The following is a 12,428-nucleotide window of genomic DNA, read 5'->3' as shown; positions in this document are numbered from 1 at the left end:
GGGCTGCCTTTTCGCGCGGCTGTCAGAGGCCGCAGACCTTGTGCGGATTGAGGATGTTTTCGGGGTCGAAGGCGCGTTTGACGCCGCGCATGAGCTCGAGCACCTGCGGCTCGAGCGACTCGCGCAGGTAGGGGCGCTTGGCGTAGCCGATGCCGTGCTCGCCCGACACCTGCCCGCGCAGGACGTTCGCCTCGGCGTAGATCTTCTCCATCGCGAGGTGCAGGATGCGCTGCCATTCGTCCTCCTCCCTGCCGTCCCGCAGGATGTAGGCGTGGAGGTTGCCGTCCCCCGCGTGGCCGAAGCTCTTGATGCGCACGCCGAGCTCCGACTGGAGGGCGTGGATGTAGGCGACCATCCGGTTGATGCTGCCGCGCGGCACCACCACGTCGACCTCGTCCATCTCGTCGGTCGAGCCGCGGATCGCCTCGAGGAAGGCGCCGCGCGCCTTCCAGATCGACTCGTCCCGCTCCTCGGTGTCGGAGATGAGCACGTCGAGCGCGCCCTGCTCGAGGCAGAGCTTGGCGACCCCCTCGTAGTCCCGCTCGATCTGCTCGAGCGAGGGGCCGTCGAACTTGAGGATGAGGTAGGCGTCGGCCGAGTGGTCGGGGAACTTTTTGCCGAGGTACTGCTCGGCGTCGAGGATGACCTCCCGCTCCATAAATTCGACCGCGGTGGGCGCGGCCTTGGAGCGGACGATGAGGGGCACGGTGTTGATCGCGTCCCGCAGGCTCGGGAAGGGCACGAGCAGGCTGACGGTGCGCTTCGGCAGCGGCAGCAGCTTGAGGATGATCTTGGTGACCACGCCGAGGGTCCCCTCCGAGCCGACGATCAGATCCTTCATCGAATAGCCCGAGCTGTTCTTGACGACCTTGCCGCCGAACGTGACGATCTCCCCGTTCGGCAGCACGACCTCCAACCCGCGCACATAGTCGCGGGTGACGCCGTACTTGACGGCGCGCATGCCGCCCGCGTTGGTGCTGACGTTACCGCCGATCGTGGCGGATTTTTCGCCCGGGTCGGGCGGGTAGAAAAAGCCCTTCTCCTCGACATAGGCGTAGATCTCCATGAGCAGCACGCCCGGCTCTACGGTCAGAGTCAAATTGTCCTCGTCGAGCTCGAGGAAGCGGTTCATGAGGCTCATGTCGAGCAGGATGCCGCCCTCCGCGGCGACCGCCGCGCCGACGAGACCGGTGCCCGCGCCGCGCGGGGTGACGGGGATGTGCTCACGGGAGGCGTAGCGCATGACGGCGGACACCTCCTCCGCCGAGAGCACCCGCAGCACGACGTCGGGATAGTGGACGGTTCCGCTCAACTCGTCGTGGCTGTAGTCCTCGTGGATTTCCTCCCCCGCAAAGACGCGCTCGTCGTCCCCGATCAGCTCCCGCAGGGCGGCGATATCCGCCGCGGTCATCTGCTTATAGCTCATACCAGCACCCCCTTGGCGGCCTTGATCCGTTCGATGAGGCGGGGCACGATCTCATAGAGGTCCCCCACCAGCCCGTAGTGGGCGGTTTTGAAGATGGGCGCCTTCTCATCCTGATTGATCGCGACGATGAGGTCGGCGCCCTGCATCCCCGCGACAAACTGCACCGCTCCCGAGACGCCGCAGGTGATGATGAGCCGGGGGCGCACGGTGCGCCCGCTGAGTCCCACCTGGCGCTTGGCCTCCACCCAGCCGCTCTCGGCGAGCGGGCGGGTGCAGGCGAGCTGCCCGCCGAGCAGCTCCGCGAGCTCCTCGAGCAGCGCGAGGTCCTCCTCCTTTTTGACGCCGCGGCCCGCCGCGACGAGCACGTCGACCCCCTCGATGAACTGTTCCGGCTCCTTGGGGGTGACGCCGAGCACCGTCACGCCGCTTTCCAGCATGGCCGGCGTGACCGCCCGCTCCGTAATTTCGCCCGACGGGGCCTCCGACCGCGTGGGCGCGTCCATCACCTTGTAGCGCACCGTCGCCATCTGCGGGCGGTGGTTGGGGGTGACGATCTGCGCCATGATGTTGCCGCCGAAGGCGGGGCGGATCTGGATGAGGTCGGTGTTTTCGAGCATATCCAGCACGGTGCAGTCGGCGGTGAGGCCGGTGTGCAGCCGCGCGGCGACGCGGGGGGCGAGCTGCCGCCCGACGGGGGTGGCCCCGACGAGGATGGCGGCGGGCCTCTCCGCCTTGACGAAGTCCTCAAAGACGTTGGCGTAGGGCTCGATACGGAAGCGCGCGAGCGCGGGGGCGTCGTAGACGAACACCCGGTCGACGCCGTAGTGGAGCAGCTCCCGCGCGGAACCGGCAACGTTTTCCCCGATGAAGAGGGCGTAGACCGGCTGGTCCGCCTTGGCGGCCAGCTCGCGGGCCTTGCCGATCAGCTCGAGCGTGACGGGATGAACCCGCCCGTCGACATGGTCGACGTAGACCGCCACCCCCTGCCACGCCGCTTTGTCGACGGCGGGGGCGGGCGCGTCCTCGAGGTATTCGACCGCGCCCGCGGGGCCCTTCTTGACGCAGATGCGGCACATCTTGCAGGCCGCGTTGACCGAAACGCGCCCCTCCCGCTCCTCGAGCGCGCCGAAGGGGCAGAGCGCCGCCAGCGCGCGGGGGTCGGGGATTTTCTCCTGATGAATCACCAGCCTCGGCATAACGGGGCCTCCTTACACAAACTTTTTGTCGCGCAGCAGCGCGTAGAGCCGGTCGGAGAGGGCCTCCCCCTCCTCCTTCCACAGCTCCCGGCGGTCGTTCACCGCGGGCGGGAAGATCCGCTGCACCTGGGTGGGCGAGCCGTTCAGGCCGTAGTGGGTTTCCTCGCGGTCCTCCATCTCGTCGAGCGTGAGAATCTCCACCGGCCGCCCGGCGCTCTCCGTCTTTTTGACGTAGGAGGGCAGGCGCGGCTGGAAGATGTCCTGGTCGACGGTGAGCAGGCAGGGAAACCGCACCCTCACCCGTTCGACGTCGTCGGGCATATCCATCTCCACCGAAACGCCGTCCTCCCCGATTTCGAGGATCTTCCGCACGTTGGAGACGCTCGGGATGCCGAGCCACTCGGCCAGCTCCGGCCCGACCTGGGCGGTGTCGCCGTCGGTCGTCTGCTTGCCGCAGAGGAGCAGGTCGAACTCGCCGAGCCTGCGCACCCCCTGCGAGAGGGCGTAGCTCGTGGCGAGCACGTCCGCGCCGCCGAACCGCCGGTCGGAGAGGAGCACCCCCTCGTCCGCGCCCATGGCGTAGGCCTCGCGGATGACCGTCTCGGCCTGCGGCGGCCCCATGCTGACGACCGACACCTTCCCGCCGCACCGCTCCCGCAGGCGCAGGGCGGTCTCGAGCGCGTAGAGGTCGTAGGGGTTCATCTTGGAATCCACCCCGCCCCGCTTGAGGGTGCCGGTCACCGGGTCGATGTCCACCTTGTTGGTCCCGGGGACCTGTTTGATGCACACGAAAATATTCATCTGCGCTATTTCCCCTTTATCCGATTTGAGTTTTCAAGCAAAAGAGGCCGTCGGGACTGCCGGCGGCCTCTGCGTTCCGTGTCTTACGGCGCGCTCACGACGCTGTCCAGCCTGCCGATCCCGCCGATCTCCACCGAGACCCGGTCCCCCGGCCGCATCGGCCCGATGCCGAGGGTGGTCCCCGTCAGGACGACGTCCCCCGGCTCGAGGGTCATGACCGCCGAGATGTAGCTGACGATCATGCGCGGCTTGAAGAGCAGGTGCTTCGTGTTGGAGTCCTGCACCACCCTGCCGTTGAGGATGGTGCGGATGGGCAGGTCCGCGGGGTCCGCGTCGGTGTCGACGCAGGGGCCGAGCGGCAGGAAGGTGTCGAACCCCTTCGCCACGGTCCACTGCCCGTCGGAGGGCTGGAGGTCGCGCGCGGTCACGTCGTTCGCGCAGGTGTAGCCGAGGATATACTCCCCCGCCGCGTCCTCCGGGACGTTTTTGGCGCGTTTCCCGATGACGATCGCGAGCTCCCCCTCGTAGTCGACCCGCCTGGACTGCGGCGGATAGACGATCGCCTCCCCCGGCCCGATGACCGCGGTGGCGGGCTTCATGAAGATGACCGGCGTCTCGGGCACCTTCTCATTCGATTCGATGATATGGTCCATATAGTTGAGTCCCACGCAGACCGCCTTGGTGGGTTCGACCGGCGCGAGCAGCTTCACCCCGGAGAGCGGCGCGCCGCCCTCCGCCGGGGTGAACCCCTCCGCGACCGAGCCGTCCAGCCATTCCACCCGTTCGCCGCAGAGCTTTCCGTAGCGCGCGCGGCCCTCGTGGAGCACCCTTACCAGTTTCATAGTCGTCCCGACTCCCTTCTTACTCATCAGATTGTCAGACATTAAAGCGGCCCAACCGGCGCAAAACCCGTTCCCGCGCCGGAAGCCCGGCGGGATGAAACGCATCCTCCGGACCATTCTAACATGCCGCGCGTCCCGCGCAAAGTGTGAAAATCCCGATTTGCAGCGGGAAAATCCCGCGGTTTCCCGCCGGCCGCCGTTGGGAAACGGCCCGGCGGCCGGCCCGCGCGCCCGCGCGGGCCCCGCCGCGGCCAGCTTCTCTCTTCCGTCAGCCGCCGAGGTATGCCTTTTTGATGTCGGGGCTGTTCAGCAGTTCCTGGCTCGGGCCGCTGCCCACGATGTGCCCGACCTCGAGCACGTAGGTGCGGTCGGAGATGGACATCGCCATGAACGCGTTCTGCTCGACGATGACCACCGGGGTCTTGCGGGTGCGGTTGATCTTGACGATCGCGTCGAACATCTCGTCGACGATGACGGGCGCGAGCCCGAGACTCGGCTCGTCGAACATGAGCAGCCTGGGGTCGCTCATCATGCCGCGGCCGATCGCGAGCATCTGCTGCTCGCCGCCCGAGAGGGTCCCCGCGAGCTGCCTGGCGCGCTCCTTGAGGCGCGGGAAGAGCTCGTAGACCTCCTCGACGTGGCGGTCGAGCTCGGCCTTGGAGTACTTCTTGCAGAAGGCGCCCATCTCGAGGTTTTCGAGCACGCTCATCTGCGGGAAGACCTCGCGGCCCTCGGGGATGTAGACGATGCCGCGCCCGACGACGAGGTGCGCCTTGAGGTTGCTGATGATTTCGCCGTTATAGGTGATATCCCCCTTGGCGGGGCGGTTGATGCCCATGATCGTCTTCATCAGGGTGGTCTTGCCGGCGCCGTTGGCGCCGATGATCGAGACAATCTCGTTGTCCCCCACCTCGATGGACACGTCGAAGAGGGCCTGCACGTTGCCGTAGAAGACGTTGATCCCGTTTACCTTCAGCATAGCCATAAGCCTAACCCTCCACCGCCGGCGGGAGGTCCACCGGCTTATACTTGTCGCCGAGATAAGCGCGGATCACCTCGTCGTTGTTCTGGATCTCATAGGGGTTGCCCTCGGCGATCTTCGCGCCGAAGTTGAGCACGGTGATCTTGGTGCTGATGTTCATGACGACGTCCATGTTGTGCTCGATGAGGAAGAGGTCGATCCCCTTCTCGTGGGTCTTGAGCAGGATATCGACGAACTCGCGGCGTTCGGAGGGGTTGAGCCCCGCGGCCGGCTCGTCGAGGATGAGCAGGTCGGGCTTCATCATGAGCGCGCGCCCGAGCTCGGTCATTTTCTGCTTGCCGTAGGCGAGGTTCTTGACCTTCTCATGCCGCAGGTCGGCCATACCGATCTCCTCCAGGACCTCCTCGGCGCGTTCGATGAGCAGCTTCTCCTCCCGTTTTTCGCCGCGCAGGTCGACCAGAAACTGGATGAGCCCGATCCTGGTCATCTGGTGCGCGCCGATCATGAGGTTTTCGAGCACGCTCATCGAGCTGAAGAGCTTGAGGTTCTGGAAGGTGCGCCCGATGCCGAGCCGGGCGATCTGGAAGACCGGCTTGCCGCTGATCTGGGTATCGCCGTAGAAGATCGTCCCGTCGCTCACCGGCAGCACGCCGGTGATCATGTTGACGGTGGTGGTCTTTCCGGAGCCGTTGGGACCGATCAGGGAATGGATGCAGTTTTTGGGCATTTCCAGCGACAGGTCGTTGACGGCGACCAGCCCGGAAAACCGTTTGGTGACATGTTCCAGCTTCAAGACAGGTTCCATCATCTGCGCCCTCCGGTCTTTTCTTTTTTGGCCATCCAGAACATCCCCAGCCGGTTCTCCTTCGTGAAGAGGGAGACGAGCCCGTTGGGCAGGAAGATCGCGAAGAGCAGGGCGATGATACTGAAATAGAGCCAGTAGTTGGTTCCCAAAAAGCGCAGCATCTCGGGCAGCAGGGTGATCATCGTGGCGCCCAGGATGTTGCCGACGACCGAACCGATGCCGCCGAGCATCATCATGATGAGATAGTTGGCGGACAGGTCGGTGGTGAAGGTGGTGGGGTTGATGTACCCCATCAGATAGGCGTACATCGCGCCGCCGAGGCAGCCGAAGACGGTCGCGAGGGTGAACGCCTGAATTTTGAGCTTGGCGATGTCGATGCCGCACGCCTCGACCGCCTCAACGTTGTCGCGGATCGCCTTGAACACGCGGCCCCACTTGGAATGGACGATGCGCCACGCGGTGAAGGCGAGCAGAATGACGACGACGAGATAGAGGTAGTAGACCTTGCGGGAGGTGTCGAGCACATAGCCGAAGAGGTTGATGTGCGGGACGCCCTGCACGCCCATCGTGCCGCCGGTGAGCTCGACCCAGTTGGTGAGCACGAGGCGGACGATCTCGCTGAAGCCGATGGTGGTCAGCGAGAGGTAGACCCCCTTGAGGCGCAGGCTCGGATAGCCGAGCACCCAGCCGATTGCGACGCCCATGACGATCGCGAGGAGAAAGCCGATCCAGGGCGAGGTGCCCAGGCGGGTGCTGGTCAGCGCGGCGATGTAGGCGCCCAGCGCCATGATGCCGGCGGTGCCGAGGTTCATCTGCCCGGTGAGGCCGGTGATGAAGTTGAGGCCCATGACGATGACGATGTTGACGAGCGTCTGGCTGAGCAGGATATGTACATAGGCGTTGTCGTAGCTCATCGGGAAGACGATGAGCACCGCCAGGAGCACGGCCAATAAAACACGTTTTACGATTTTCATATCCGGCCCCTCCTAGCGTCTGTGTCCGAGCAGGCCGGACGGTTTCACGAGCAGGAAGACGATCAGCAGCACGAAGGCCACGCAGTCCTTATAGAGCGTCGGGATGATCAGCGTGCTGAGGTTCTCGAGGATGCCGATGAAGATGCCGCCGGCGATCGCGCCGGGCAGGTATCCGAAGCCGCCGATGACGCCGGCCGCGAAGCCCTTGAGGCCGATCATGTTGGCGATCGTGAGGTCTATGGTGAAGAGCGGGATGACCATGATGCCGATGGCGGAGCAGATCACCGCGCTGAGCGCAATTGTCAGGTTGATGTTGGCGGTCACGTTGATGCCCATGAGGGTCGCGGCCGTCTTGTTCTGCTGGACGCAGCGCATCGCCTTGCCCATCTTGGTGGTCTTGAAGAAGACCTGCAGGGCGGTGACGATGATCGCGGAGACGAGGATGATGGCGATGTTCGCCTTGGGGATGACGATGTTCCCGACCTTGACGATCCCCTTGAGGAAGCCGGGGACGGTGAAGGGGGTGGCGCCCCAGATCACGCGGGCGGACTCGGTGAGGATGCGCCCGAGGATGACGGTGCCGATGACGGCGAAGACGGGGGACGCCATGTTGCGCAAGGGATTGAAGATGCCGGTTGCCACGAGCACGCCGAAGAGGAACATGGTGGCGACGGTGGCGATGACGGCGACCGCGGGCGCGGCGCCCATGCGGACGACGAACTGTCCGGCAAAGACGTAGGCGCCGAGCATGATGAGCTTGTCGTGGCTGAAGTTGAGCAGGCCGGTCGCGTTGAAGATGATGGTGTACTCGATTGAGACGAGCGCGTAGATAAATCCGAGGGCCAACCCGCTGACGATCAATTGGACGATGATTTCGGCTGTCATTCTTTCACCCCTGTATTCGTTGCTGTTTTGTCAGCGGCGCGCGCAAAACAGCCGTATTCTGCATGGAGAAGGGGGCCGCGGGGCCGCCGCCTGGCGGCCCCGCGCAGCGCCCCCGGCGCGTGGGAGAGGTTCACATGGTCCGATCAGCTGTTGAGGTCGACGTACTCGACCATCGTGGGCACCTTGTCGAGGATCTGCGCGATGACGCAGCCGTGGAGCAGGTTGCCCTTGTCGTCGCACTTGTAGCTGCCCTCGGGGAGGGTGAGGCCTTCGGTGGCCGCGAGCGCGTCGCGGACCGCCTGCGGGTCGTCGGAACCGGCGCGCTCGATCGCGTCGGCGAGCACGTAGGTCGCGCTGTAGTAGGTCGCGGCATAGAGCTCGGGGGCGTAGCCGTACTTATCGGTGAACTTCTTGGTAAAGTCCGCGGTGATCTGGTCGTTGCTCGTGGAGACGAAGTCGGTGACCGAGTACCAGCCCTCGACATATTCGGGTTCGAGCAGGTTGAGCACCTGGTCCATGACGACGCCGGCGGAGGCGATGACCGGGACTTCGACGCCCAGCTCATAGAGCTGGCGGGCGGTCAGGGCGACCTCCGCGTCGTCGGTCCAGGAGATGATGCAGTCGACGTTCTCGCTCTTGAGCTGCATGATCTGGCCGGTGAGGTCCTTGTCGCCCGCGTTGTGGCCGACGGCGACGTAGGGCACGCCCGCCTCTTCCAGGTAGGCGATGATGACGTCGCGGCCGCCGGTGCCGAAGTCGTTGTTGTTGAAGGAGATGCCGATCTTGGTGGCGCCGAGCTTCTCGATCGCGAACTTGGCGGCAACCTGTCCGTTGATCGTGTCAGCGGGACGGCAGCGGAACATGTACGGGTTGCCGGCCTCCTCGAGCTTGGGGCTCGTGCCGCCGGTCAGGAAGGCCACCTGCGCGTTCTTATAGAGCTCGTTGGTCGCCATGGCGTTGCCGCTCGTGTGCGGGCCGATGACCGCCGCGACGTCCTGGGTGAGGATTTTGGTGACGACGTTGACCGCGGTGGTCTGGGTGTTCTGGTCGTCCTCGATCGTATAGACGAGCTTCTTGCCCAGCACGCCGCCGCCCGCGTTGATCTCCTCGAGCGCCAGGTCGACGCCCTCGCGGGTGCGCTGGCCTGCCAGCGGGAAGTTTCCGGTGAGCGCGCAGCTCAGGCCGATGAGGATTTCGCCGTCGGTGGCTGGAGCGGCGTCGCCCTCGGGGGCGGGCTCGGCGGAGGCGGCGGGGGCCGCGTCCTGGCTCGGGGCGGCGGGGGCCGCCGCGGTGTCGCCGCAGGCGCCCAGCATGGCCGCCACCATCATCACTGCCAGTAGGATTGCAAGATGCTTTTTCATTTTCTTTCCTCCCGTTACTTGTTCTCTTTCCACAGCCCCGCCTCCGCGGGGCCAAAATCACATCGGATCAGGAGAGCTTGCCGACCTTTTTCAGCACGTCCACGAGGACCGCTTTCTCCTCGTCGGTGATGGGGGCGAGCGGGCTTCTGGCGGGGCCGACCTTGATGCCGGTCACGAGCTCGATGGCCGGGCGCATGATCGAGTTGGGCAGGATGCGGCCGTTCTGTCCGCAGCTCTTGCAGAAGCGGTAGAGCGGGACGAAGAGCTCCTTGGCCTTCTCGTTTTCGCCGGCGGCGAACGCCTGCATGATCGCGCGGATCTCGTGTCCGAAGATGTGCGCGCCGCCCGAGACGATGCCCATGGCGCCCTGCACGATGGTGGGCAGCAGCATGATGTCGTCGCCGTTGAAGATGACGAACTCGGGGTTGACGTCCTCGGTGGCGAGGAAGTAGTCGGTGACCTGGGTCGGATTGATGCCCGCCTCGTCCTTAATGCCGATGATGTTGGGGATCTTGGCGAGCTCATGGACGGTGGGGGCGTCGATGTTGATGCCGACGAAGATGGGGATGTTGTAGAGCAGGATGTTGACGCCGACGCTCTCGGCAATCGTCTTATAGTGGTTGTAAACGCCCGGCTGGGTGGGTTTGTTGTAGAAGGGGCAGACGACCATGCACAGGTCGATGCCGAGCTCCTCGGCCTTTTTGGTGAGGGCGACGGTCTCCTTGGTGGAGGCGCAGCCGGTGCCGGCGATCACGGGTTTGCGGCCGGCGCTGACGCGGACGGCGGTCTCCATGAGCTTGACGCGCTCGTCGAAGGTGCAGAGGCTCGCCTCGCCGGTGGTGCCGGTGACGATGAGGGAGTCGCACAGGTCGTTTTTAATGAGGTATTCGATCAGATCCTCATAGACCTTGTAGTCGATCTCTTCCTTCTCGTCGAAGGGGGTCACCAGGGGCAGGAGAATCTGCCCGTATTTCTCGGAAAACTCTTTTCTCGTCATGCTGCGTTCCTCCTAAATTCTGTTTGACATCAGCGCCCCGCATTGCTTATCGGGTTATAATGTTATCTGACATCTTGCCTCCATTATATTCATGCTGCAAAGGCATGTCAATCACCATTCGGAAGATTTGTCGTAAATCATTAAAATTAGTGGATATTTTTTGTCGATAGAATACATTTTACCCCCTTGACACGCCATTTGCGCGTTGCTATAATGAGTGCAGATATCAGACAACCTTATATCCAACCAATTACAACGGAGGACGCCTATGATACTCGACGCCCACTGCCATCTCGGACGCGACTGCGTCTACGACTTTGAAGTGACCGAAGAGCTCCTGTTGCGCACCTTCTCGGAGAACGGCATCGACGGCGGCATCGTCCAGCCCTGCATCACCCGCCCCTACCTGGCCGATGCCCGCGAAGCCCACGACCGCATCCGCCGCCTCTGCCTCGCCCATCCGGGGCGCTTCTGGGGCATGGCCTCCCTCAGCCCCCACTACACGCCGGAGGACTACTATGAGGAGGTCCGCCGCTGTGTGCGGGAGCTCGGGTTCGTCGGCGTCAAGCTGACCCCCAACGGCCACGCGGTCGACCTCATGAGCCGCGACGCGCGCACCGTCTACGAGACGGCCCGCTCCCTCGGCATTCCGGTCATGGTGCACACCGGCATGGGAATCCCCTTTGCGGACCCCGCCCGCCTCTACCCCCTCGTGCGCGACTTCCCCGGCGTCAAAACGGTGATCGCCCACGCGGGCTCCGATTTCTTCACCGTGCAGGCCATGCAGCTCGCGAAGGCGTTCGACCACGTCTGGCTCGAACCGAGCGGCGTCGGCATCGAGGGGATCGAGGGCTTTCTCGCGGAGCTGCCCCCCGACAAGCTGATGTTCTCCACCGACGTGCCGGTCCAGGCCGCCGGGGAGCTGCTCAAATACCGCCGCGCCGTCAAAAGCGGGGCGGCGCTCGAACAGATCTTTTCCAAAACGGCCATTCAGGTGTTCGGGCTCAGCCCGGACGGCAAACAATAAAAGGAGTTGGTTTCAATGAGAGACGGAGCCCAGATCATCCTCGGCGCCGGCAGATACATCCAGACCCCGGGCGCGGCGGCGCTGGCGGGCCGCGAGGCGAAGCTCTTCGCCGACCGGGCGCTCGTCGTCGCGGGGCGCACCGCGTGGGAGATCGCGGGACCCGACGTGGAAAAGGGCCTGCGGGAATCCGGCGTGGAGTACAAGGTCCACCCCTTCTCCGGCTTCTGCAGCGAGACGACGGTCGGTTCGATCGTCGCCGACGCGCGTACATACGGCGCGAAACTGGTCATCGGCGTGGGCGGCGGCAAATGCATGGACGCCTCCAAGCTCGCGGCCGACCGGCTGGGCGTGCGGGTCGTCACAGTGCCGACGACGGCGGCGACCTGCGCCTGCTACGCGACCGTCTGCATCAAATATGACGACACCGGAACGCCCGACTGCAACGAATACTGCAGCCAGCCGGTGGGCGCCGTGCTGGTCGACACCGAACTGCTCTCCCGCCGCTCCCCCTCGCGGATGCTCGCGGCGGGCATCGCGGACGCGATGGCCAAATACCCCGAGATCGACTTCAGCATCCGCTTCGTCAAGGGCTGGGACATCACGATCATGCCCGTCTCGGCGCTCCAGGTGGCCAAGTCGAACACCGAGAAGTACTTTGCCGACGCGGCCGAAAGCGTGCGCGACGTGGCGGCCAAGCGCCTCACCCCGGTCGTCGACGACATCCTCTTCACCAACCTCGCGCTGACCGGGCTCACCTCCCAGCTTTCAAGCGGCAGCAAGCAGCTCGCGATCGCGCACGGCCTCTACGACGCGGTGAGCAAGCTCTATAAGCCCCAGCGCGCCAGGCTCCTGCACGGCGAGATCGTCTCGGCGGGCATCCCGGTACAGCTCGCGGTCAACGGCTACTCGGAGGAATACATCGAAAAGAACATCCGCTTCCTGAAGGAGCTCGGCACCCCGACCTGCATCTCCGACCTGGGCATCGAACCGACCGGAGAAACCCTCGAAGCGGTCCTCGACTTTATCTTCACCAACGTGGGCATCGATGAGCCCGGGCTCCAGCGGCAGATCCGCAAGGAGTTCGCGCGCGTCATGAAATAGCCACAATTTCCCTGCCGAGGCTTGATGAAAG

General features: G+C 64.6%; 12 protein-coding genes. 2 read left to right on the top strand and 10 right to left on the bottom strand.

Annotation, left to right across the window (positions count from 1 at the left end):
• Positions 1 to 22 precede the first annotated feature (22 nt).
• The 10 genes from ACZO3G_RS01620 to dapA form a co-directional block, all read right to left on the bottom strand.
• Positions 23 to 1,426 carry an FAD-binding oxidoreductase gene (locus tag ACZO3G_RS01620; protein WP_276870403.1) on the bottom strand — a complete coding sequence of 468 codons (1,404 nt, stop codon included), beginning with the start codon at positions 1,424 to 1,426 and terminating at the stop codon, positions 23 to 25.
• Entirely contained in the window at positions 1,423 to 2,622 is a 1,200-nt protein-coding gene (locus ACZO3G_RS01615; RefSeq protein WP_276870404.1) for an electron transfer flavoprotein subunit alpha/FixB family protein, read from the bottom strand. Before ACZO3G_RS01615 ends, ACZO3G_RS01620 begins: the two co-directional genes overlap by 4 nt.
• A gap of 12 nt (positions 2,623 to 2,634) precedes the next feature.
• A complete protein-coding gene (locus ACZO3G_RS01610) occupies positions 2,635 to 3,423 on the bottom strand; it encodes an electron transfer flavoprotein subunit beta/FixA family protein (RefSeq protein ID WP_101551304.1) in 789 nt (262 codons plus the stop codon).
• An 83-nt stretch (positions 3,424 to 3,506) separates the two neighbouring features.
• Positions 3,507 to 4,265, bottom strand: a complete 759-nt coding sequence (locus ACZO3G_RS01605; RefSeq protein ID WP_101551306.1) for a fumarylacetoacetate hydrolase family protein — start codon at positions 4,263 to 4,265, stop codon at positions 3,507 to 3,509.
• Between the two features lie 268 nt (positions 4,266 to 4,533).
• Positions 4,534 to 5,244 (bottom strand): ABC transporter ATP-binding protein, encoded by a 711-nt coding sequence (locus ACZO3G_RS01600; RefSeq protein WP_101553236.1) that lies wholly within the window; start codon positions 5,242 to 5,244, stop codon positions 4,534 to 4,536.
• Positions 5,245 to 5,254: 10 nt separating this feature from the next.
• Positions 5,255 to 6,052: an ABC transporter ATP-binding protein gene (locus tag ACZO3G_RS01595; protein ID WP_101553237.1), complete on the bottom strand. Its 798-nt coding sequence runs from the start codon at positions 6,050 to 6,052 to the stop codon at positions 5,255 to 5,257.
• Positions 6,052 to 7,026, bottom strand: coding sequence for a branched-chain amino acid ABC transporter permease (locus tag ACZO3G_RS01590; protein WP_101551308.1), 975 nt, complete (start codon positions 7,024 to 7,026; stop codon positions 6,052 to 6,054). The genes ACZO3G_RS01595 and ACZO3G_RS01590 overlap by 1 nt, the downstream gene beginning before the upstream one ends.
• Before the next feature lie 12 nt (positions 7,027 to 7,038).
• Positions 7,039 to 7,911, bottom strand: coding sequence for a branched-chain amino acid ABC transporter permease (locus ACZO3G_RS01585; protein ID WP_101551311.1), 873 nt, complete (start codon positions 7,909 to 7,911; stop codon positions 7,039 to 7,041).
• Positions 7,912 to 8,054: 143 nt separating this feature from the next.
• A complete protein-coding gene (locus ACZO3G_RS01580; RefSeq protein ID WP_276870423.1) occupies positions 8,055 to 9,272 on the bottom strand; it encodes an ABC transporter substrate-binding protein in 1,218 nt (405 codons plus the stop codon).
• A 67-nt stretch (positions 9,273 to 9,339) separates the two neighbouring features.
• Positions 9,340 to 10,269, bottom strand: coding sequence for a 4-hydroxy-tetrahydrodipicolinate synthase (dapA, locus tag ACZO3G_RS01575; RefSeq protein ID WP_121585957.1), 930 nt, complete (start codon positions 10,267 to 10,269; stop codon positions 9,340 to 9,342).
• Between the two features lie 268 nt (positions 10,270 to 10,537).
• Here dapA and ACZO3G_RS01570 point away from each other — a divergent pair, with 268 nt between their 5' ends.
• Positions 10,538 to 11,296 (top strand): amidohydrolase family protein, encoded by a 759-nt coding sequence (locus ACZO3G_RS01570; protein ID WP_101551316.1) that lies wholly within the window; start codon positions 10,538 to 10,540, stop codon positions 11,294 to 11,296.
• 15 nt (positions 11,297 to 11,311) lie between these two features.
• The gene (locus ACZO3G_RS01565) at positions 11,312 to 12,397 is read left to right on the top strand and encodes an iron-containing alcohol dehydrogenase family protein (protein WP_276872476.1); all 1,086 of its coding nucleotides are present in this window, start codon (positions 11,312 to 11,314) and stop codon (positions 12,395 to 12,397) included.
• Positions 12,398 to 12,428: the final 31 nt, after the last annotated feature.

It is taken from the genome of Anaerotruncus sp., from assembly GCF_057433415.1.
The sequence above is the reverse complement of the archived record's forward strand: the minus strand, read 5'-3'. Positions and strand labels throughout refer to the sequence as shown.